General features: G+C 56.8%; 20 protein-coding genes and 1 other RNA gene. 1 reads left to right on the forward strand and 20 read right to left on the reverse strand.

Features of this window, described 5'->3' with window-relative positions:
• The 16 genes from A3193_RS11835 to rnpB form a co-directional block, all read right to left on the reverse strand.
• Window positions 1–858 (reverse strand): cell division protein FtsQ/DivIB, encoded by an 858-nt coding sequence (locus A3193_RS11835; RefSeq protein ID WP_069006302.1) that lies wholly within the window; start codon window positions 856–858, stop codon window positions 1–3.
• On the reverse strand, window positions 855–1,787 hold the full coding sequence (locus A3193_RS11840) for a D-alanine--D-alanine ligase (protein WP_069006303.1): 933 nt from the start codon (window positions 1,785–1,787) through the stop codon (window positions 855–857). Before A3193_RS11840 ends, A3193_RS11835 begins: the two co-directional genes overlap by 4 nt.
• Window positions 1,788–2,684 carry a UDP-N-acetylmuramate dehydrogenase gene (gene murB, locus A3193_RS11845; protein ID WP_083218457.1) on the reverse strand — a complete coding sequence of 299 codons (897 nt, stop codon included), beginning with the start codon at window positions 2,682–2,684 and terminating at the stop codon, window positions 1,788–1,790.
• A complete protein-coding gene (locus A3193_RS20575) occupies window positions 2,684–2,860 on the reverse strand; it encodes a hypothetical protein (RefSeq protein WP_155523023.1) in 177 nt (58 codons plus the stop codon). Before A3193_RS20575 ends, murB begins: the two co-directional genes overlap by 1 nt.
• Entirely contained in the window at window positions 2,860–4,296 is a 1,437-nt protein-coding gene (murC, locus tag A3193_RS11850) for a UDP-N-acetylmuramate--L-alanine ligase (protein ID WP_069014954.1), read from the reverse strand. Before murC ends, A3193_RS20575 begins: the two co-directional genes overlap by 1 nt.
• Complete coding sequence (murG, locus tag A3193_RS11855; protein ID WP_069006306.1) at window positions 4,293–5,372, reverse strand: undecaprenyldiphospho-muramoylpentapeptide beta-N-acetylglucosaminyltransferase; 1,080 nt, start codon at window positions 5,370–5,372, stop codon at window positions 4,293–4,295. Before murG ends, murC begins: the two co-directional genes overlap by 4 nt.
• Window positions 5,357–6,550 (reverse strand): putative lipid II flippase FtsW, encoded by a 1,194-nt coding sequence (gene ftsW / locus A3193_RS11860; protein WP_069006307.1) that lies wholly within the window; start codon window positions 6,548–6,550, stop codon window positions 5,357–5,359. Before ftsW ends, murG begins: the two co-directional genes overlap by 16 nt.
• Window positions 6,547–7,902 carry a UDP-N-acetylmuramoyl-L-alanine--D-glutamate ligase gene (gene murD / locus A3193_RS11865; RefSeq protein WP_069014955.1) on the reverse strand — a complete coding sequence of 452 codons (1,356 nt, stop codon included), beginning with the start codon at window positions 7,900–7,902 and terminating at the stop codon, window positions 6,547–6,549. The genes ftsW and murD overlap by 4 nt, the downstream gene beginning before the upstream one ends.
• On the reverse strand, window positions 7,902–8,984 hold the full coding sequence (gene mraY, locus A3193_RS11870; protein ID WP_069006309.1) for a phospho-N-acetylmuramoyl-pentapeptide-transferase: 1,083 nt from the start codon (window positions 8,982–8,984) through the stop codon (window positions 7,902–7,904). Before mraY ends, murD begins: the two co-directional genes overlap by 1 nt.
• A gap of 2 nt (window positions 8,985–8,986) precedes the next feature.
• The gene (locus A3193_RS11875) at window positions 8,987–10,354 is read right to left on the reverse strand and encodes a UDP-N-acetylmuramoyl-tripeptide--D-alanyl-D-alanine ligase (RefSeq protein ID WP_069014956.1); all 1,368 of its coding nucleotides are present in this window, start codon (window positions 10,352–10,354) and stop codon (window positions 8,987–8,989) included.
• Window positions 10,351–11,892, reverse strand: a complete 1,542-nt coding sequence (locus A3193_RS11880; RefSeq protein ID WP_069014957.1) for a UDP-N-acetylmuramoyl-L-alanyl-D-glutamate--2,6-diaminopimelate ligase — start codon at window positions 11,890–11,892, stop codon at window positions 10,351–10,353. Before A3193_RS11880 ends, A3193_RS11875 begins: the two co-directional genes overlap by 4 nt.
• Window positions 11,889–13,625, reverse strand: coding sequence for a peptidoglycan D,D-transpeptidase FtsI family protein (locus A3193_RS11885; RefSeq protein ID WP_069014958.1), 1,737 nt, complete (start codon window positions 13,623–13,625; stop codon window positions 11,889–11,891). Before A3193_RS11885 ends, A3193_RS11880 begins: the two co-directional genes overlap by 4 nt.
• 2 nt (window positions 13,626–13,627) lie before the next feature.
• On the reverse strand, window positions 13,628–13,900 hold the full coding sequence (gene ftsL / locus A3193_RS11890) for a cell division protein FtsL (RefSeq protein WP_069006313.1): 273 nt from the start codon (window positions 13,898–13,900) through the stop codon (window positions 13,628–13,630).
• The gene (rsmH, locus tag A3193_RS11895) at window positions 13,897–14,826 is read right to left on the reverse strand and encodes a 16S rRNA (cytosine(1402)-N(4))-methyltransferase RsmH (RefSeq protein WP_069006314.1); all 930 of its coding nucleotides are present in this window, start codon (window positions 14,824–14,826) and stop codon (window positions 13,897–13,899) included. Before rsmH ends, ftsL begins: the two co-directional genes overlap by 4 nt.
• Window positions 14,826–15,281, reverse strand: coding sequence for a division/cell wall cluster transcriptional repressor MraZ (gene mraZ, locus A3193_RS11900; RefSeq protein WP_069006315.1), 456 nt, complete (start codon window positions 15,279–15,281; stop codon window positions 14,826–14,828). The genes rsmH and mraZ overlap by 1 nt, the downstream gene beginning before the upstream one ends.
• A 252-nt stretch (window positions 15,282–15,533) precedes the next feature.
• An RNA gene (gene rnpB / locus A3193_RS11905) (RNase P RNA component class A) lies at window positions 15,534–15,902 on the reverse strand.
• A 711-nt stretch (window positions 15,903–16,613) separates the two neighbouring features.
• Here rnpB and A3193_RS11910 point away from each other — a divergent pair.
• Window positions 16,614–17,087, forward strand: coding sequence for a hypothetical protein (locus A3193_RS11910; protein WP_069014959.1), 474 nt, complete (start codon window positions 16,614–16,616; stop codon window positions 17,085–17,087).
• A 3-nt stretch (window positions 17,088–17,090) separates the two neighbouring features.
• On the opposite strand, the gene A3193_RS11915 is transcribed toward A3193_RS11910, so the two are convergent.
• From A3193_RS11915 to A3193_RS11930, 4 genes are all read right to left on the reverse strand, one after another.
• Window positions 17,091–17,810, reverse strand: a complete 720-nt coding sequence (locus A3193_RS11915) for a hypothetical protein (protein WP_141694545.1) — start codon at window positions 17,808–17,810, stop codon at window positions 17,091–17,093.
• Between the two features lie 230 nt (window positions 17,811–18,040).
• Entirely contained in the window at window positions 18,041–19,039 is a 999-nt protein-coding gene (locus tag A3193_RS20965; protein ID WP_071934331.1) for a PAAR-like domain-containing protein, read from the reverse strand.
• A gap of 4 nt (window positions 19,040–19,043) precedes the next feature.
• Window positions 19,044–20,075, reverse strand: coding sequence for a hypothetical protein (locus A3193_RS11925; RefSeq protein WP_139117063.1), 1,032 nt, complete (start codon window positions 20,073–20,075; stop codon window positions 19,044–19,046).
• Window positions 20,075–21,181, reverse strand: coding sequence for a DUF2169 family type VI secretion system accessory protein (locus A3193_RS11930; protein WP_069006320.1), 1,107 nt, complete (start codon window positions 21,179–21,181; stop codon window positions 20,075–20,077). The genes A3193_RS11925 and A3193_RS11930 overlap by 1 nt, the downstream gene beginning before the upstream one ends.
• Between the last annotated feature and the right edge of the window lie 67 nt (window positions 21,182–21,248).

Here is a 21,248-nt window from a genome sequence, read left to right on the forward strand (position 1 = left end):
CTACCCGGGACTTTTGCCCGTTTTCCTCAAATTATTTTCGGAATCTGCGCGGCTCATCCGAGCCCCATCCCTATAAAACCCCAACGCCTGGCCAGCTTCGGCAGTCGCTTCCTCATTGGTCCGCCACTGCACGGAAAAGCCATTGGTATATCTCAAATCAACACTCACCAGCTGACGATCATGCTGCGCCATCAGATCGGGATAGAGACGCACAAAGCGGGTCAGCCTCTGCATCACATCCCGCCGCCCCAACTGGAGTAACAGGCCACGCTCGGTTTTGATCCGCCAGGCCTGTCGCGCATCCACCCAGATCCGGGTCAGACTCAAACCTGCGGTATCGAGCAGGGTCTGCATACGCTGATACTCCCGGGTGATGGTCTTCGCCTGTTGAGCATCGCCAACCAGGGTCACCAGCCCCGGCAGCTGCGGCAGGTTCTCCGGCTCAAAGACCTCGGCCAACTGACTGACCATCGCCTCTTCACCCCAGTAGGCCAGTGGCTGATGTTCCGTTACCTGCACTCTCAGCTTGTCGGGCCAGACCCGTCGTATACTGGCCTGCTTTACCCAGGGCATGGCTTCGATCTGCTCGCGCATCCGCTTCAAATCAATACTGAAAAAGCTGCCATTGACCGCTTCCGCAACGACCTGTTCCAGGCGCTCCCGCTTAACAAATCGCATCTCACCGTCAACACCCACGGTACGAACCGGCATCACGGCGGGATCCCCCAGCATCCTCCCCACCCAATAGAGTGCGGAGATCATTACCAGGCAGAACAGCGCCAGCTTCAGCCACAGCAGACTGTTCTCAGGCAGTAGCGGTTTCTGCGGCTGTTTTGCACTCTGACGTCTGTTGCTCATGACGCCACCTGCTGCTCATGACTGGTTTGCAGTATTCGCATCACCAGCTCATCAAAACCGATCCCGGCCGCCTTCGCCGCCATCGGCACCAGACTGTGATCGGTCATTCCCGGTACCGTGTTGACTTCAATCAACCAGGGCTGGTGCTGCTCATCGAGCATCAGGTCGACTCGCCCCCAACCACTGGCACCCACCGTTTCGTAGGCCTTCCGGCAGAGTGATTGAAGTTGCGCTTCCTCCGCCTCGGGCAGACCACAGGGACAGAGGTACCGGGTGGTATCCGCACTGTACTTGGCCTGATAGTCGTAAAACTGATGGGGTGTCTCGAGCCGGATCAGCGGCAGCATCTCCCCCTGCAGAAACCCTGCGGTATACTCCGCACCGACCACCCAGCGTTCCGCCAGAACCCGGCTGTCATACTCACTGGCGATCTGCCAGGCCTGCTGCAGCTGCTCTCGGTTTTCGACTTTGCTCATACCGATACTCGAACCCTCGGCACTGGGTTTGATGATCAGCGGATAACCCAACGCATCGGCCTGGTTGAGGTCTTCCTCCGTCTCGAGCAACACCGCGTCAGGTGTGGGCAGTGACAATCCCCGCCACAACACTTTGGTACGGTGCTTCTCCATCGCCAACGACGATCCAAGCACACCACTGCCGGTATAGGGCAGACCCAGAGTCTGCAGGGCACCCTGCATGGTGCCGTCCTCGCCGCCGCGTCCGTGGAGAATGATGAAGGCCCGTTCGAAGCCTGCCCCGTCGAGCTGATTGAACACCCCCTCACCGGTATCTATGCCAACCGCATCGACACCGCTGCGCAGCAGTGCAGAGAGAACGGCGTCACCACTTCTCAGCGAGATCTCACGCTCCGCGGAACGACCTCCCATCAACACCGCCACCTTGCCAAAGCTGTCAGCTGAAACAGACATCTACTTCGGCCCTCCCAGTCGGTGGACTTCAGTGATCAGATCGATACCGGTGGCCGCTTTCACTTCGCGCTGTACTGTCTCGATCAAAGTTTCGATATCCGCGGCCGTAGCGTCTCCCGTATTGACGATGAAGTTGGCGTGCTTTTCGGACACCTGGGCACCGCCCAACTGCCGGCCCTTCAATCCAATTGACTCGATCAGCCTCGCCGCATGGTCCCCAGGTGGATTGCGGAAGACCGAACCACAACTGGGCTGGGTGGTGGGCTGGGTGGCCGAACGTTTTGCCAGCAGCGCTCTGATCTTTTCCTGGGCCGCCGCCACATCACCAGCCAGCAGTGAGAGTTGGGCGGAGAGAAACCACTCACCTTCGGGTCTGCTCACATGGCGATAACCGACCTGGAAGTCGGTGGTCTCTCTTTGCCGGACCACACCGTAGCGATCGATGGTTTCGACCTGCTCCACCCTCTGCCAGGTTTCGCCACCGAATGCACCTGCGTTCATCGCCAGGGCGCCTCCCATGGTGCCGGGAATACCGGCCAGGAACTCAACCCCGCAGCGTCCGGCTCTGGCAGCAACACGGGCAACCTTCGCACAAGAGACACCGGCCTCGGCATAGATCCGCTGGTCGCCCAGCAAAGCGCACTCCTTCAACGATCCCTGAGTGGCGATCACGGTACCGTCGAAACCACCATCCCGTACCAGTAGATTACTCCCCAACCCGAGCCAGAAGAGTGGTTCATCTTCATCCAGCTGAGCCAGAAAATTCACCAGATCATCCCGGTCAGCCGGCCGATAAAAGTGTTTCGCCGGTCCACCCACACGCCAGGTGGTATGCTTGGACAGAGGTTCGTCCAATCGCATCTCACCGCGCAGTGGTTGTGACTTCATCACCGGCATCATCCCAAAAACCTCTCCCGTTTATGCATCTGATGAGCACTCTTCAACCGCTGCTTCTGTGCTTCCCGGTTGATTGAGCTCTGACGTCTGCCAGCCTTTGCCACCACAAGCAACTCACACTGCAGTGACTCTCCGCACCCCTGATGCAACCGTTTCATATCAAAGATCTGCGCCATCACTGGGCCTCCTCACATAGTTGTGTGGGCAATTCCGCCGCAATAGCGCCGATACTGCCTGCCCCGATTGTCAGTACCATATCCCCATCCTGCAGCAGCCCGCGCAACAACTCTGGTAACTCAGTCACGGGCTCCATGAAGATCGGATCGACTTGACCACGTACCCGTATCGCCCGACTCAGATCACGTCCGGTGGCGCCCTGAATTGGCTCCTCTCCCGCCGCATAGACCTCAGTCAGGATCAACAGATCCGATTTGGAAAGTACCTGAACAAAATCTTCGAACTGCTCCTGGGTCCGGGTATAACGATGGGGCTGAAAAGCGACCACCAGCCGCCGTTCCGGCCAACCGTCCCGTACCGCTTCCAGGGTCGCCTGAATCTCCCGTGGGTGGTGGGCGTAGTCGTCCACCAGCATCACATGCTTACCATCCACCAGGCAGTCTCCACGGGTTTGAAAGCGCCGGCCGATACCGGCAAACATCTTCAACGCAGACTGGATGTGTCGGGGATCCGTGTTGAGTTCAAGCGCCACACAGGCGGCCGCCAGGGCATTCAGCACATTGTGTCGCCCGGGCAGATTCAGAGTGACGTCAAAGCTCAGCTCCTGGGCTTTGACATGCAGTCTGAAATGGGTCTGCAGCCCTTCGCTGTGGACATCGGTTGCCTGTACATCCGCATCCGAGCTGAATCCGTAAGTTGTGATCGGACGGGTCACCTCAGGCAGCAGCTCCCTGACCACCGGATCATCAATGCACATCACCGCCTGTCCATAGAAAGGCAGATGGTGGAGAAACTCCAGGAAGGTACCCCGCAGGCGGTTGAAGTCACCCCCATAGGTGGACATGTGGTCCGCATCGATGTTGGTCACGACTGCCAGCATCGGCTGCAGATAGAGGAACGAGGCATCACTCTCATCCGCCTCAGCCACCAGATACTCCCCTTCACCCAAACGGGCATTGGCCCCGGCACTGTTCAGCAGCCCGCCGATCACGAAGGTTGGATCGAGCCCGGCCTCGGCCAACACACTCGCCACCAGACTGGTGGTGGTGGTTTTGCCATGGGTACCGGCAACCGCGATGCCATATCGGAAGCGCATGATTTCGGCCAGCATCTCGGCCCTTGGAACCACGGGAATCCGATCCTGGCGGGCGGCCATAACTTCCGGATTATCCTCTTTCACCGCACTTGAGATGACTACCGCATCCACACCTTCGACGTGCTCAGCCCGGTGCCCTTGAAAGACCTTGGCACCCAGATCCACAAGTCGCCTGGTTACCTGGCTCTGCCGCTGATCCGAACCCGATACCTGATAGCCCAGATTGATCATCACCTCGGCAATACCACTCATGCCCGCACCGCCGATACCGACAAAATGGATCCGCCGCATGCGGCCCATGCTGTTCGGATTGTGGCGGCTTCGCAGTTGCTCATTCATGATCCAATGGTCTCCAGGCAGTAGCGCCCCAGATTGGCCGTGGCATCGGCACGGGACTGCTCACGGGCAGCCCTGGCCATCTGCAACAGCGACTCACGACTGGCACACAGGCTCTTCAACCGACCGGCCAGATCGGCGGCATTCAGGTCGGACTGCTGCACCAGCTGCGCAGCACCGGCCTCAACCAGAAACTGAGCGTTATGGGTCTGATGGTCATCCACCGCGTGGGGATAGGGCACAAGAATCGAGCCCAGGCCGGCCGTGGCGAGTTCGGTGACGGTCAGAGCACCCGCTCGGCAGAGCACCAGATCGGCCCAGCCATAGGCCTCCGCCATGTCCCGTTCAAAGGCCTTGATCTCCGCCTCCACACCCTGTTGACGATAGGACTCGATGGTCTCCTGCAACAGCTTCTCACCAGCCTGATGCCGGACCAGTGGACGCTCCTCCCGGGAGAGCAGTGCCAGTGCCTCGGGCAGGGTCTGATTGAGCGCCCGGGCACCCAGGGATCCACCCAGCACAAGCAACCTGATCGGTCCGCTGCGCTGGCTGAAACGGGCTTCCGGTGGGAGTAGATCGATGATCTCCTGACGCACAGGGTTACCCACCGTCTCAGCCTGGGCCTCGGCACCGAAACTGCCGGGAAAGGCCTCGAAAACTTTGTTGGCGAAGCGGGCCAGAATCCGGTTGGTCAAACCGGGGATGGCATTCTGCTCCTGAATCACCAGTGGAATCTTCATCAACCTGGCAGCAACACCGCCAGGCCCGGTGACGAAGCCACCCATGCCCAGTACCAGATTGGGTTGCACCTGACCCAGTGTGCGATAGGCCTGCAGCAGTGATCGACTGACCACCCAAGGGGCCATGATGCGACGTTTCAGACCGCTGCCGCGCAATCCCTTCACTTCAAGGGTTCGGATCGGAAAACCATATTCCGGTATCAGTCGATTCTCCATACCGCCACTGCTGCCGAGCCAGGTAATCCGGCAGTTATGATTCTGCAGCCACTGGGCTACCGCCAGTGCGGGAAACAGGTGCCCACCGGTGCCACCGGCCATGACCATCACATGAGGCTCCATGATCGCCTCCCTTTCTTGTCACGGTCCGGCGATTTGCGGGACTCATAGTCGATGCGCAACAGCAGCGCGATCATCAGGCAGACGACGATGATGCTGTTGCCCCCATAGCTCATGAACGGCAGAGTCAAACCCTTGGTCGGCAACATGCCGACATTGACGCCGATGTTGATAAACGCCTGCATACCGAGCCACAGCCCCAGACCATAGGCGGTATAGGTGGAGAATCGATGCCCCGCTGCTTCCGCCCGGACACCGATCTGAAACGCTCGCCAGGTGATAAAGGCAAACAGCAGGATGATGCCCAGGGTACCGAGCAGCCCGAACTCCTCGCCCACCACGGCCATGATGAAATCGGTATGAGCCTCCGGCAGATAGAACTGTTTCTGGATGCCGTTACCGAGCCCCACCCCGGTGAACTCACCCCGGCCGAATGCGATCAGCGCCTGAGAGAGCTGAAAGTCGGTATTGAAGGGATCGTCCCAGGGGTTGAGAAAGGTGGTGAAGCGCTGCCAGCGATAGGGGGTGAAAAAGATCAACGCAAAACCGGCTACCATGGAGAACAGAATCAGGGTGACGAACTGATAGAGCACTACACCGCCGAGAAACAGCATCCCCAGTGCGGTGGCAAACAGCACCACGGTGGTACCGAAATCGGGCTGCAGCAGTATCATCGCACTGGTGATGATCAGCAGCAGCATCGGTTTGGCAAAACCCCAGAACGAGCGGGCGACCTCATCCTGACGGCGTACCAGATAGCCAGCGATATAGAGCACCATGAAGAGCTTCATGAACTCGGAGCTCTGCAGATTGAAGACTCCCAGGGGTACCCATCGGGTGGCGCCGTTGACGGTCTTGCCGACACCGGGAATCAGTACGATGAGGAGCAGGAACATACCCAGAAAGACCAGCATCGGGCCAGCCTTGCGCCACTGCTCCATGGGGATACCGAAAAACAGTGCGGCACCGATCAGACCGAGAAACATGGCGAACAGATGGCGATAGACATAGAAGAAGGGGGAACCGGCAAGCCGATCACCGACCGTCATCGAAGAGGAAGCCACCATCACCAGACCAAAACCGAGCAGCAGTACCGAAGCACCCAACAGCCACCAGTCAATGGTCGGCTCCAGAGGTTTGGCAGCACGGGCATCCATCGCCTGAGGTCGTGGGTTGTTCATGCTTCGAACGCCTCCACCGCTGCGATGAAGGCATCACCACGCTGCTCAAAATTTTGGAACATATCGAAACTGGCACAAGCCGGTGACAGCAGCACCCGATCCCCGGATTGCGCCAGGCGATAGGCTGAAGCAACCGCCTGATCCATATTCTGCGCATTGACCAGCTCCACCTGACCCTCCAGCACAGCCTGAATGGCTGGCGCATCCCGACCGATCAGCACCACGCCTCGGGTCGTCTTCACCACCACATCAACCAGCTCACTGAAATCCGCACCCTTACAGTCACCACCGGCGATCAGCACAGTGCGGCTCTCACCCTGATCCGGGTGCAATCCATTCAATGCGGAGATGGTTGCACCCACATTGGTGCCTTTTGAGTCGTTGTACCAGCGAAGCCCGGCCTTATCCGACACCCACTGAGTGCGATGGGGCAGGCCGGTATAGCTGCGCAGGGCAGCCAGCATATCGTTCTGCGGCAAACCGGCGGCACTGCCAAGGGCCAAAGCCGCAAGGGCATTGGCCTGGTTGTGGCGACCGGGAATTCTCAATTCACTCACCGGTACCAGTGGCACATGCCCCTCGCTCAGCCAGCTTGCCCCATCCTGCTCATGCAGGCCGAAGTCACTGGCTTGCGGCGCCAGCAGGGTAAAACCCAGGGATTCGCAAGACTCATCCACCATTGCCGCCACCATTGGATCATCCCGATTGACCACCGAGATCTCGGCCTGATGGTAGACCTTGGCTTTGGTATCCGCATAATCCTGCAGATCCCGATAGCGGTCCAAGTGATCGGCCGAAACATTCAGCACCACCGCCGACATTGGCTTCAATGACCAGGTGCTCTCCAATTGAAAACTGGAGAGTTCAAGAATATAGAGCGCTACCTCATCATCCAGCAGATCCAGCGCCGGCTCGCCGAGATTACCGCCCACGGCAACCTTCACACCCGCCATGTGGGCCATCTCACCGAGCAGGGTGGTAACGGTACTCTTGCCGTTTGATCCGGTAATCGCGATCACCGGGGCCTTGACCGCTCTGGCGAACAGCTCCACATCCCCCAGCACTTCAACACCGCGCTGCTTGGCCGCCTGAATCAGTGGTTGATCCAGCGCCACGCCGGGACTCACCACCAGACGACTGGCCGCCGCAAACACCTCTTCCTGGAAACCGCCCAGAAACAGAGCCATGTCCGGCAACTCCTGACGCAGGGACTCCAGCCCGGGGGGATTCTCACGACTGTCGGTCATCGCCAGCGAAACTCCCTGTGCCGCCAGGTAACGGGCACAGGAGAGCCCGGTCTTTCCCAGACCCACAATCAGCGTCTTACCCTGCAGTTTCGATTGCTCTGACATTAACGTATCTTCAAACTCGCCAAACCGACCAGCACCAGAATGACGGTGATGATCCAGAAACGAACGATTACCCGAGGCTCGGGCCAACCCTTAAGTTCAAAATGGTGATGCAGTGGTGCCATTCGGAATATGCGTTTGCCGGTCAACTTGAAAGAGGCCACCTGCAGCATCACCGACACGGTCTCGATGACAAACACCCCACCCATGATGAAGAGTACGATCTCCTGACGTACAGCCACCGCGACCACACCCAGCGCGGCGCCCAGCGCCAGCGCACCCACATCCCCCATGAAGACCTGGGCGGGATAGGTGTTGAACCAGAGAAAGCCCAGACCGGCGCCGACCAGGGCGGCACAGAACACAATCAACTCACCCACCCCAGGGAGGTAGGGAATCTTCAGATAGGTGGCAAAATCCGCATGCCCGGTTGCATAGGCGATAACGCCCAGCGCTCCCCCGACCATCACGGTGGGCAGGATTGCCAGACCATCCAGACCGTCGGTCAGATTGACCGCATTCGATGAGCCGACGATGACCAGATAGCTGAACAGAATGAACAACGGTCCCAGGTCCAACGAGACATCTTTCAGATAGGGGATCAGCAGTGCCGTCTCTGTCGGTGAGGTTGCGGTGGTAAAGAAGACTACCGAAGCACCCAGACCGGCCACCGACTGCCAGAAGTATTTCCAGCGCGCCGCCAAGCCCTTTGGATCATTCAGCACCAGCTTTTTGTAATCATCCACCAGGCCGATCAGACCGAAGATCAGGGTCACAATCAGTACGATCCAGACATAGCGGTTGTCCAGGTCGGCCCACAGCAGGGTGGCAATGGCAATCGCCACCAGGATCAGGGCGCCACCCATGGTGGGTGTGCCGGCTTTGGAAAAATGGGTCTCCGGCCCATCGTCCCTTACCGTCTGGCCGATCTGATGAAAACTCAAACGACGGATCATCATCGGTCCCAGCGCCAGGGAGATCAGCAGAGCAGTCAGCACACCAAGGATGGTTCTCAGGGTCAGATACTGAAATACCCGAAATCCCCCATCGAATTGCACTAGCCACTCAGTCAGATATAACAACACAGTCAGCCCCTCCCCTCGGACATCAAACGCTCAACCACCCGGTCCATGCCCGCACTACGAGACCCCTTGACCAGCACCGCATCCCCACTTCGGGCTGCTGCATGCAATGCATCCACCAACTGATCCAGTTCGGTAAAGGCCTTCCCTCCATCACCGAAACTCTGCACCGCCCCGCGACTCAACTCACCCAGGGAGAAGAGATGCTCCAGACCCGCTTGTCTGGCCCGCTCACCGATACCGGCATGCAAGGCCTCGGCTTCATCACCCAGCTCTGCCAGGTCCCCGAGCACCAGATAGCGGGTACCCGTGGCGCCACTCAGCACTTCGATCGCCGCATCGACAGAGTCCGGATTGGCGTTATAACTGTCATCGATCAATCGATAGCCGGCGGCGGTGTGGTGCAGGCGCAGACGCCCTGCCACGGCCTGTACCCCGGCCAATCCCATCTGAATCTGTTCGATGTCACACTCCATCGCCAATGCCCCAGCGATCGCCGCCAGAGCATTCATCAGGTTATGCCGACCGGCCAGTGAGAGCTGCACCGAAAACTGCTCACCCCGATAACTGACCTGCATATGATTCTGGAATCCCTGCTCTGACCAGCGCATCCCGGCCTGACTCAGATCGCTCTGCACATCCGCCTTGGGCGAAGTACCGAAAGAGATCATCTGGCGCTCACCGCACAGCTCCCGCCAGAGCGGAAAAAAGCGATCATCCGCATTCAGCACCCCGATACCTGTGGGTCTCAAACCACTGAGGATCTCACCTTTGGCGTGAGCCACGCCGTTCAGATCCCCGAAACCTTCAAGATGGGCTGCCCCCGCGTTGTTGATCAACGCCACATCGGGACGGGTGATCTGACTCAGATAACCGATCTCGCCGGGGTGGTTGGCGCCCATCTCGATTACCGCACACTGCTCATCCTGCAGCCGTAACAAGGTCAAAGGCAGCCCGATCTCATTGTTCAGGTTGCCTCGGGTGGCCAGCACACTACCCCGGATCCCAAGAATGGAAGCGAGCAGCTCTTTGACGGTGGTTTTACCGTTACTGCCGGTGATGGCGACAATCGGCACCTCGACTCGGTCACGCCAGAAAGCGGCCAGACGTCCCAGGCCAATGCGGGTATCGGTCACCTGTAGCTGCGGAAACTCACCAGCCTGCAGCTCGCTGACCATGGCAGCCACCGCCCCCTTCTCCATCGCCTGACCGATAAACCGGTGGCCATCGAAATTGGGGCCGCTCAAGGCGACAAACAGATCGCCAGGCTGAATCGTCCTGGTATCGGTGCTGACCGAATGAAAATGCACATTGGCACCCTGATGCACGGCTTCCAGTTCCTGCGCCACTTCAGCAAGGCTGAGACTGTTCATATCGCCCCCTCCTGCCACCCGGCAAGGGCCGCCTGGACCACTTCCCGATCGTCGAAGTGCAAAATCTGGTCCGCCACCAACTGATAATCCTCATGCCCCTTGCCCGCCACCAGCACCAGGTCACCGGGTCTGGCGGCGGAGACCGCCTGTCGGATCGCCTTACCCCGATCGGCTTCCACCTCAACTTCATCCGCATTGGGCATGCCGGCAAGAATCTGCTTGATGATCTCGGCGCTCGATTCACTGCGTGGATTGTCATCGGTCAGATAACAGAGGTCAGCTTCCCTTGCGGCCACTTCACCCATCATCGGACGCTTGCCGTGGTCCCTGTCACCGCCGCAGCCGAAGACGACAATCAAGCGACCGGTGCAGTGCAACCGCAGTGACTGAAGAGCCTTCTCCAGGGCATCCGGAGTATGCGCATAATCGACCACCACGGTTGGTCTGCCGGAATCGCCAAAGCGCTCCATACGGCCGGGCACGGTGGAGAGCTTCGCCAATACCTCAACCGCCCGCTCAAGCGTCCAGCCATTGATCAACAGCACACTCAACACAGCCAGCAGATTGGCGCCATTGAAGCGCCCCAACAGGCCACTCTCAAAGCGACTCTCCCCAGCCGGGGTTGAAACCGAGAGACTCAAGCCACCACCGGTAGCCCGCAGACTGGTTGCCCGAACCCAGCCCTGTACTCCGTCCGGCAGAGCAGTGTCGGGTTCGATGCTGTATCCATAGACAGGCATCCTCTGGCAGAGGGATTCAGCCAGCTGGCGACCGAAGGGGTCATCCAGATTGATTACTGCACCACCGAGCCCGGGCAGTTGAAACAGCCGGCGCTTGGCATTGCCGTAGTTCTCCAGGCTGCCGTGATAGTCAAAATGGTCGCGACTGAGGTTGGTGAAGATGGCACAATCGAAGACCACCCCATCCACCCGGTACTGGTCCAGCGCGTGGGATGAGACCTCCATCGCCACCGATTTGGCACCCTGCCCCAGAAGCCGGAAGAGGATCTGCTGCACACTCACCGCATCCGGAGTTGTCATACCGGTGGTTTCCAGCTGTCCGGGCAGGCCGGCACCCAGGGTACCCACCATGCCACAGGGGTGTTCGCTTTCCAGCGCCTGCGCCAGCAGCTGACAGATGCTGGTCTTGCCGTTGGTACCGGTTATTCCGTAGAGGCTCATTGCCCGGCTGGGGTGGTCATAAAAACGACCGGCGATCTCGCTGAGAGAGCGGGTAAGATTGGCAACCTCGATCAGCGGCAGAGAGGGATTCTGCAACTCTCCGGCCAGGCGATCACCCTCACCACCATCCGGTTCCCAAACAATCGCTTCGGCACCCTTGGCGATCGCCTGCTCGGCATACACCAGACCATGCTGACGGGTTCCGGCACAAGCCAGGAACAGATCCCCCTCAACCAGTTTGCGGCTGTCCAGACAGAGCCCGCCGATCTGCCGATCCTGCTGCGACGGCAGATCCGCTAGACCAGTCAGCAATGCGGAGAGCCAGTGCGTCTCAGTAATCTCTCTGGCCGTCATCATTCCTGCTCTCCGAGTCGGGCCATCAGCTTATCGTCATGCCAGGGCTTGTCCGGCGGGATATTCATCAACCGCAGAGCACCGCTCATCACTTTGGAAAAGACCGGACCGGCAACCACACCTCCGTAATACTCCTCGCCCCCGGGTTCGTCGATAAACACCGCCATCACCAGGCGTGGCCGGGTGGCCGGAGCCATACCGACAAACAGGGAGAGATACTTATCTTCCGCATAGCCACCGGCGACCGATTTCTTGGCGGTACCGGTTTTACCGGCAACCCGGTAGCCGGGCACCGCCGCCAGCGGGGCCGATCCGTCACGGCTGACCACCGATTCCAGCATCGCGACCACACTTCTTGCGGTACTCTGGCGCAATACCCGCTCACCGACGGGCTGTTGATCCTGCTTGAGCAGAGAGACCGGCAACCGCTCACCGTGATTGGCCAGCACTGCATAGGCTCGGGCCAGCTGCAACGGAGTGACCGAGAGGCCATAACCAAAGGAAAGGGTGGCCTGCTCAAACGAAGACCAATCGGAAAAATGGGGCAGACGTCCGCTCGACTCTCCCGGAAACAGCGACTCAGGACTGGAGCCAAATCCCAGCTTGGTATAGAGCTGCCAGAGGGTTTCCGGCGGCATCGACAGGGCAATCTTGCTGGCGCCCACGTTACTTGATTTACGCAGCACCGTGGCCACATCGATCATCCCGTAGTTACGATGATCCCGCACCAGATAACGACCCACCTTCATATAACCGGGCGAGACATCGATCGGTGTGGTCGGCCTGAATTTACCCTGCTCCATTGCCGCAGCCACCGCAAAAGGCTTAATCGTGGAGCCTGGTTCGAAGACATCGGTCACCGAGCGATTGCGCAGCTTGCTTGAACGGCGATCCTGCAGGTCATTGGGATTGTAGGCGGGGCTGTTGACCATCGCCAGAATCTCACCATTCTGCGCATCGAGGATCACCACAGAACCGGATCGGGCGCGATGTTTGGCCACCGCCGCCTTGAGCTCCCGATAGGCGAGGAACTGCAGTCGGCGATCGATACTCAGGGTCAGATCCTTACCTGGAGCGGGGCTCTGGATATTCTCCACCTGATTGACCACCCGACCACTGCCATCCTTGATCACCCGCTTGGCCCCCGGGGTACCACTGAGCCACTGGTCATAGGCCAACTCCATCCCCTCCTGGCCCTGATCATCGATATTGGTGAAACCGACGATGTGCGACATCACTTCACCGCTGGGATAGAAGCGACGATACTCTGACAGCAGATCCAGACCCTTGATCTCAAGCGCTGCGACCTTTTCAGCCTGATCCGGATTGATGCGACGTTTCAGATAGACGAAGCTGCGATCACTGGAGAGCTGACGACGCAGACGGTCCGGATTCAGATCGAGAATTGAGGCGAGCGCACCGATGGTCTGGTTATCGCTCTTCACCACCCGTGGATTGGCCACCACACTCTTGACCGGTGTACTGATCGACAGCGGCTCACCGTTGCGATCGGTGATCATGCCCCGACTGGCGCTGACCTTCATGGTACGCAGATAGCGACGCTCTCCCTGCTCCTGAAGAAAAGCGGTCTCGAAGACCTGCCGATCCACCGACTGCCAGATCAGCGAGACATAGGCCAGAGCCATCACTGCAAGCACAGTATAGCGCCGGGCCCGATAGCTCGGTTGCCGGATGATCTCCGCCTGCTGTGCCTTTTTTTTCTTCCGGTTGGCCATGTTCAATGTTTGATGACTACGATTTCGGTAAAGTCGGGCAGATGCATCTTCAAACCGTCACGCGCTTTGCGTTCAACCACCGAGTGGGTTGCCAGGGTGCTCTCCTCTAGCTGCAATCTGCCCCACTCAACACCAATGCGCTCCTGTTCCGCCTGCAACTCCTGCAAGGCGACAAAGTGTTTTCTGCTGAGATACTTGCTATAGACAACCCCGATTGCCGATATCAGCACTGCCAGCAGCAGCAGTGAAAAGAGCACTTTTCCACTGACGCTCACAGACACCTCTCCGCAACACGCAATACTGCACTGCGCGCCCTTGGATTGGCGCCGGTCTCAGCTTCATCAGGAGTTATCGCCTTGCCCACCAGACGCAATCTGGGCTGCCGCTGATCGTCAGTCACCGGCACACCCGGAGGAAATGGGTCGCCTTTGGCCTGGTCCCTCATGAACCGCTTGACGATGCGGTCCTCCAAAGAGTGAAAACTGATCACTGCCAACCTGCCCCCCGGGGCCAATACATCAATGACACCATCAAGGGTCTCCCTCAATGCGTCGAGTTCACCATTAATAAAAATACGGATCGCCTGAAAACTCCGGGTTGCCGGATGCTTGCCTTTCTCCCAGGCAGGATTGGCCTGGCTCACCAGCTCCGCCAGGCGACCGGTGGTCTCGATCGGCTGCTCCACCCTTGCCTCGACAAGGGCACGGGCGATGCGCTTGGCATGGCGCTCCTCACCATAGGTTTTCAGCACCTGAGCAATCTCCCGACTCTCAGCTTTCGCCAGCCACTCCGCCGCCGATACCCCACGACTCGGATCCATTCGCATATCCAAAGGACCATCCTGGATGAAACTGAAGCCGCGCTGCGCCTGATCCAACTGGGGTGAGGAGACCCCGAGATCGAGTAAGATCCCATTCACCTGTCCCGCGACACCCTGTTGTTCAGCGACCTCCGCAAGCATGGCAAAGTTCTCCTGTACCATTTGAAAGCGGTCATCTTGTGCAAACAATTGCTCACCATGAGCCACGGCCTGAGGATCCCTGTCGATCCCGATCAATCGCCCCTGCTCACCCAATCCATCGAGGATCAGCCGACTATGGCCACCCCGCCCGAATGTGGCATCGATATAGATGCCCATCGGCTCAACCTTCAGCGCCTCAACGGAGGCCTGCAACAGTACCGAAAGATGTTCCTGCGCCATCAGATTGAAAGGGACTTGAACTCTGGCGGTAAATTGAGATCCGTCAGATCCACGCTCTTCAGCCAGTCCTCCTGCTTGGACATCCAGGTCTCTTCATCCCATAACTCAAATTTATTCATCTGACCGACCAGGGCGACCTTCTTGTCGAGCCCGGCAAACTTGCGCAATGCCGGGGGCAGAAGAATCCGGCCCTGTCCATCCATGTCCAATTCAGCAGCACTACCGATATAGAGACGCTGCATATTTCGCGCAGCCGCATCGAAGGTCGGCATGGCCACCAGCTTCTTTTCGATTTCAAGCCATGTGGGTTTGGGGTAGATCAGCAGACAGTGATCCATATCGGCGGTTATCACTAATTCGGAGGCGCACACATCCACGAGTTGCTCCCGATACCGGGTTGGTATCGCAAGCCGCCCTTTCGTATCCAAATTGAGCGATGAAATCCCTCGAAACAAATCGTTGCCCCTCTGCCGGCGTTATTTCCCTTTTTTCCCACATTAATCCACCTTTCTCCATATTAGGACCCACCCTCACCCTCTGTCAAGGTGAATAGTGTAAAAATTCGTTTAGGGTCAGTGGTTTACATACACCAAGCAAAGTGGATTGAAAGCAAAAAATATCCACTGGAAATACAGAAGCCTGCCCAGCAAACCTAAAGTAAAATGTTAAGAAATATAGCCCCAGGAACGGGGCGTGTGGTGCAAAGTGGAGGGAGTCGGCCGATAAGCCGGGTTCTGTCAAGGACAGCCATTCATCTGGGATGTGCGTCGCCGCACACCTCAAGCAACCTACCCAGGAACAGCGGGGGCGCGCTTGGCTCAGTCAAAGACCGGCCTGTTCCTCTATTTGGTCTTGCTCCGGGTGGGGTTTACCCTGCCACCCCTGTTGCCAGGGATGCGGTGCGCTCTTACCGCACCATTTCACCCTTACCAGCAGCAGAACCGCTGGCGGTATATTTTCTGTGGCACTTTCCGTAGGCTTCCGCCTCCCAGGCGTTACCTGGCACCCTGCCCGCCGGAGCCCGGACTTTCCTCTGTCTACCGCGAGCGGTATCCAGCGACTGTCTGGCCAACTCCCTGCTCCACTTTAAATTCTTATCCCCACTGTGACAAGTCCCACAAAATCTGGGCCACATAGGCTGAGCCGATTCTAAAGAGCGCTCAATTGATATTTTTCAATGCCAGAGATTAATGAGCTCTATATCTTGCCGATACAGAGGGTAAGCGTCATGCTGAAATTGACGGCCGATCCCCGGACTCCTAAGGACAGCTCGCCAGGGTGTTTTGAAACAGGGAACCAACAGAGTCGATTTTAACTCAAGAAATCACAGGTTCTGACACAACCCAGTACCGGTATACCGATAGCAGTAATAGAGGTAACACCATGAAAACGCCAATTCGCGACATTCTCTCCATTGACACACTGATCCTGGCCATCGCCGGAATCTGGATGGTTTCCGTCCTGATCAAGCTGGTCACCTGAGGAGTCAACGGACACGGAAGCGGTGCCAAACAAAGCCGTTTGTCAGCACCAATCTGTGACCCTCTGAGCCATCCAAATTCTCTCCACTCAGGTCTGCTGTTGAGGTGACGACTGCGCCAGTCGGTCAGTCAAAGCTGAATCCTGAACCTGGATATCTGACAACTCAGCGATAATTTTTTAGCCCCCCTGCTCCAGTTTCCGCTAAACTTCAGCCAACCCCGGCGGAATGGCCTCTCTCACCCAGCGCCATTGAATGGGAACCGAATGGAATTAATCACCACCGATTCTGCGGCGCAGTCAAGACCATGACAGACACAACACCCGACAACACCAGCTCCTCCTCCAGCATACCCAGCAAACCCCCTAAGCGCCCGAAACGGGACTACTCGGCGCTGCCGCAGAAACCGATCACCCTGAAACACAAACAGAAGAAGAAACCGACGGTGAAAAAACAGAAACCCAAAGCACCAGCAGTGCAGCAGAAAGCGAAACCCAGCGCAAAGAAAAAAGCGGACAATCCCTGGCATCTGGAAGGGATGTCGGATGATGTGAAAGCCGCGATCGTTGCCGGAGCCGAACGGGAAGGTCTGTCGATTGCCCAATATCTGGAGCAGCTGGTCTTGCAGCAACACGGCACGGCAACCGCCGGTCAGTTGCTACAGCTCGACACCGAGATTCACGACAGAATGAACGCCATAGAGCGACGCCTGGATCGCATCGAGGAGCAGAAGGGTTTCTGGGGCAGCTTCTGGGAGAGAGTGATGAACAATCAGGATTAGTCTCTACTGATTATCCGGATGAACAACCCGATGCCACTTTTTACCGTCAAAGAAGGCCAGATCATCGACGCCGAATGACCACAATACTCCATCTCTGGCATCCAGCCTGTAACCACCAATGTCCGGATCCAAACCGGTCTCGACCGCTACGATCTCCTCACCGTCAAACACAAACAATCCAACCAGGGAGGCAATATACAGTTTGCCATCAAACCATTCGACATCCCAGAAGTGCTCTTTAAAGTCATCCAGCCGGTGAACTGAAAATCCATCCACATTACCCTTCAGCAACGTCCCCTCATTTCCACAGATGTAGACCTCCTCCTCGGAGACACAGCAGACACGCTCCAGATGCAGATTGGTCGGTGAATCAAGCTCACTCCAGCCAGCGGCATTGCGATGAAAAATTCTGCCATGATAGCCAACCACGTAGACATCATGTTCATGGTTACCATCGATACCGTTCAAGTCGAGGGCGGTTGCCGATATGTTGGTATCCAGCAAACCATCATCCATATGCACCCACTTGTCAGGTGCACTCCTCTTATACACCTGCCCCTGGTCACCGCAGACATAGAGGGTTCCAGCAATCTCCTTGATCTGCTTGACAGCGCCCACGCCTTCATAGGTACCCGCACCTTCGATCTTCTCAACATCCGGCCCACCTGGGTAATCCAGTTCCACATCACCCTGCATGGAAAGCGCGCAGTATTTCCTTCTCACTCCACCACTCTCTGGCAGTAGACAACAGGAAACAACATCCCAGTTCAAATCATGGTGAATCCAGTTTTCACGATCTTGGTAGAACACCCTTGAGAAATCATATTCATTGGGGTCAACACTTTTCAGTTTTGCTGCACAATAGATAAGATCATGCTCGATAACACATCCATCCACGAAATATACAGGTTCAGGTTTTAATTCAGACATACCCTGTTAACTCTATTTAATAATTATCGACCGATACTAGTGGCAGGTGTAACACCTGTACCCATCACATTTTTCGGCGGATTCTTACGTCTGCCAAACGGATCCGCCCGCAACTTGGTTGAGTCGCCGACGCCCTTGCCTTCATGATAATCCCGCATCTGCTTTTTAAGATTGTCTTTGTCGCAACCGGTTACCTCTGCGATAACCTCAGCCGCCTTATCCTCAAGGTCACCGATCGTTGCCGTATTTTTGGGATCTCCCTTATTCCCCAGCTCTCTCTCCAATTTATCAAACTTATGGTGAATCCGGCCATGCTCAGCCAGCGCGGCCACAAACTTATCTTCACTGGCGTGATCCTTTTTCCTGGTTGTACCACCGGATGGTGTCGTGGATTTGGTCGATCCGGATACACAGATACAGAGTCCCTCAGAGTGTTTCACGGCCCCGGGATAATATTCACCCTTTTTCCCCTTCTCCTTGAAACAGTGATCAGGAACACAATGGTGCGGTGTTTTGCCCCCATCACAACCATCCTTGTATGGCTTTAATGTACACTTCTCATCAGCAGCAGGCGCCGCAACAGCCATGCCATCCACATCCACAGTCGGCACACTCCCGGTGCCCACGGCTGGATTATGGTTATGGGTTGTCATATCCAGTTGTCGATCTACGTTCTTACCTTCGAACTTCACATCGAATGACCAGGATATGAAATAAACCTTACCTCGGTTGGTGCTGGAGATTATGCCTTTTTTAGGTGCACACCCAGCCTCATCACCCATCGACTTCTTATAGTACGACTTGTTTTTAAGCATAATCTCCTTCTTGGAGATTTTGACCTTTTTGGTCCCTTTTGTGGTGTCCTTGGACATCCCTGTATTCGGATAGGGGATGGGAACACCGGGTGGCGTTGCAGGTGTTTGCGGTGGAGTGAAGCAGACATCGGGAAACTCACAAATCGACTTTGCATCCCCTGCTTTACATGATATTTCACGCCCGTTGGCAAACACTTCATTAGCCATTCGCTTAACTCTCCTTAGACCAGGCAAAGACCATCGATGAACGTTTTCCGTCATCGTTACTCATTTGCGCAAACATCCGGTCTCCCAGCGAATACTCCTTTTCACAGGCAGCCTTCAGAACAGACAACATGATCAAGCCTTGAGCGGCCCCGACCTCACCAATACAGTCTGCCGGATGCCAGATATCAAATTTATCCTTACGGCTGCGCAATGTACGACTCAGCGCCAAGCTTGCCTCTTTGAAATAGTACTGTTCACCGGAAACATCGGTGATACGGAAATCCAGATCACCCATTTCACACCCGGCATCGCTCAATGAAGCCTTGATTGCGGCAGTCAATCCCTCAGCCCTCAATGGCTCTTCAGAGTCCACATGAGCTGACTCCACAGCGAACCCAAGCCCTTCACATTTGAGTACACCGCCAGGATGATTCCGGGCAGATTCAATCAGCAATGCAGCACCAGCCTCACCAGGCAGAAAGCCATTTGAGTTTTCACTGGTCAACAATCGCTGCTGTGCTTCGTAATGAGCCAGAGATTTTGCAACCAGCATCGTATCACTGGCTGCCACCAGAACCTGTTTCACACCCTGTTGGTATATCATTTCCCGGGCATGCTTGAAGGCAACGGCGACTGACACGTGACCTGCCGCGATCACCAGGGATTGATCACTGAACTCAATCCCCAACTCCTGTTGAAGATTGAGAAAAAACTGAGCATCGTTATCGATAAGACGACCGGGCCTGCTGTGTTCAGCAAGGCAAAGCAGCAGTGGCGTCTCTGCCAAATTCACTTCAGGTTTAGCCCGAATGATTTCGTTGATTGCGGCAGCCGCCATCTTGATCAGCTTGGTTTTTCCACGCCAGGGCTTTTCAAGCGGCACCTCACAGCCGAGAATCGTTTCTCCGCCGCGATCCATGAAACCTGTCTCTTGAAAATTGTCGATTGCACAACGAATCGCCGCACAGCTAGCAGCCGCATTCAGCCCCACCCCTGTGACCAAGCCTGTGGCAGTAATCGCTAACGGCAACCCCATCATGCTTCCCCTGTCGCCTGTTTATCGGCAACCAGATCGGCGAGTGACGGGTAATAGGTTTTACCCAGTCTCCGGGCACGCCACCATCCACGGGGTTTTCTGCCGGCCAAAACCTGACTGATCTCAAACATACTCTTCTTAAGCGGCAGTGCAGCCCGCCAAGTCAGTGTGAACACCCCTTCATCCGGCTCCAGCACAAGCGTGTCGATGACGGCACGTTGCTGCAACTGCTCTCCATTTTTGTAGAAAAAGACCACTGGCATTTCAATTTGCGGCAGATCGAATGAGGTCTGCCCCTCAGGCGTCAGATTCTCAAGAAATACCCGTTCACCACCCCGCAGATAGGGGATCTGCTGATCAACCGGAGCAGCCTGATAGTAAGCCTCTTTGAAATCCGGTGGCAGGAAGGGAAAGTTCGTATCGATCCACTCCTGATCGTAGGTGCCGGCAAGCTGCATTCTTGGATCCCAGCCTCGCCCCAGAGGACCGAAAGCCATCGGCGCATAGGTACCGTTAGGCATGGTAATCGGACGCCTCAACTCTTCTGTATTGGGCATCGGTGAGCCGTCGACCAGTTCCTGAGCCAGTTGCTTGTGGTATCCACAACCTACTGGGTTGGCCATCCAGGCTGAGTGCTTGCGTTCATTTTCATGAAAGTTGTCCACCCCGCCAAAGGCGCAGTCATAGCTGATCGGCATCGTTTCAAACAAACCGGGGTAACCTGGGCTGATGGCCAGTTTACCGGCCTCCCATGTCCTGTTGCCGGTAACGGCAAACGACTTGAACATCGATCCGACTCTGAGTGTCACTTCCACCCGTGTAACAGCTTTACCACCAGGCGCATAGGCGCTGCCATTCAACAGCACATCACACATAGGTTTCACCGGTGCGAAATCGACTTCATACAGCGGTGCGGAAAAGCCGGGCTCACCTGTGAAGCTGTCCGCTTCGATCAAGACCTTCTGCTCATCTGCCAGAGTTACCTGCTGACGAATCGGTGGAATATTGAAAGTGCCTTTGACAGCCACCACCAGCAACTCTCGCCCATCAGGACGAGTTCCCATGGTATAGCCGGCTTGCATTCCGGTGGCATTGAGCAATTCCATCGATAGTTATTCTCTTGTTGCGAACGCGCTCCATCCTGGCGCTGCGGATTATTATTCCTTCCACAGA

The organism is Candidatus Thiodiazotropha endoloripes (assembly GCF_001708965.1).
GTDB lineage: Bacteria > Pseudomonadota > Gammaproteobacteria > Chromatiales > Chromatiaceae > Thiodiazotropha > Thiodiazotropha endoloripes.

What these genes read in the sequence shown, in the direction of transcription:
- A3193_RS11835 (WP_069006302.1), bottom strand. Translation starts at nt 858, where the DNA reads ATGAGCAACAGACGTCAGAGTGCAAAACAGCCGCAGAAACCGCTACTG.
- A3193_RS11840 (WP_069006303.1), bottom strand. Translation starts at nt 1,787, where the DNA reads ATGTCTGTTTCAGCTGACAGCTTTGGCAAGGTGGCGGTGTTGATGGGA.
- murB (WP_083218457.1), bottom strand. Translation starts at nt 2,684, where the DNA reads ATGCCGGTGATGAAGTCACAACCACTGCGCGGTGAGATGCGATTGGAC.
- A3193_RS20575 (WP_155523023.1), bottom strand. Translation starts at nt 2,860, where the DNA reads ATGGCGCAGATCTTTGATATGAAACGGTTGCATCAGGGGTGCGGAGAG.
- murC (WP_069014954.1), bottom strand. Translation starts at nt 4,296, where the DNA reads ATGAATGAGCAACTGCGAAGCCGCCACAATCCGAACAGCATGGGCCGC.
- murG (WP_069006306.1), bottom strand. Translation starts at nt 5,372, where the DNA reads ATGGAGCCTCATGTGATGGTCATGGCCGGTGGCACCGGTGGGCACCTG.
- ftsW (WP_069006307.1), bottom strand. Translation starts at nt 6,550, where the DNA reads ATGAACAACCCACGACCTCAGGCGATGGATGCCCGTGCTGCCAAACCT.
- murD (WP_069014955.1), bottom strand. Translation starts at nt 7,902, where the DNA reads ATGTCAGAGCAATCGAAACTGCAGGGTAAGACGCTGATTGTGGGTCTG.
- A3193_RS11875 (WP_069014956.1), bottom strand. Translation starts at nt 10,354, where the DNA reads ATGAACAGTCTCAGCCTTGCTGAAGTGGCGCAGGAACTGGAAGCCGTG.
- A3193_RS11880 (WP_069014957.1), bottom strand. Translation starts at nt 11,892, where the DNA reads ATGATGACGGCCAGAGAGATTACTGAGACGCACTGGCTCTCCGCATTG.
- A3193_RS11885 (WP_069014958.1), bottom strand. Translation starts at nt 13,625, where the DNA reads ATGGCCAACCGGAAGAAAAAAAAGGCACAGCAGGCGGAGATCATCCGG.
- rsmH (WP_069006314.1), bottom strand. Translation starts at nt 14,826, where the DNA reads ATGGCGCAGGAACATCTTTCGGTACTGTTGCAGGCCTCCGTTGAGGCG.
- A3193_RS11910 (WP_069014959.1), top strand. Translation starts at nt 16,614, where the DNA reads ATGACAGACACAACACCCGACAACACCAGCTCCTCCTCCAGCATACCC.
- A3193_RS20965 (WP_071934331.1), bottom strand. Translation starts at nt 19,039, where the DNA reads ATGGCTAATGAAGTGTTTGCCAACGGGCGTGAAATATCATGTAAAGCA.
- A3193_RS11925 (WP_139117063.1), bottom strand. Translation starts at nt 20,075, where the DNA reads ATGGGGTTGCCGTTAGCGATTACTGCCACAGGCTTGGTCACAGGGGTG.
- A3193_RS11930 (WP_069006320.1), bottom strand. Translation starts at nt 21,181, where the DNA reads ATGGAATTGCTCAATGCCACCGGAATGCAAGCCGGCTATACCATGGGA.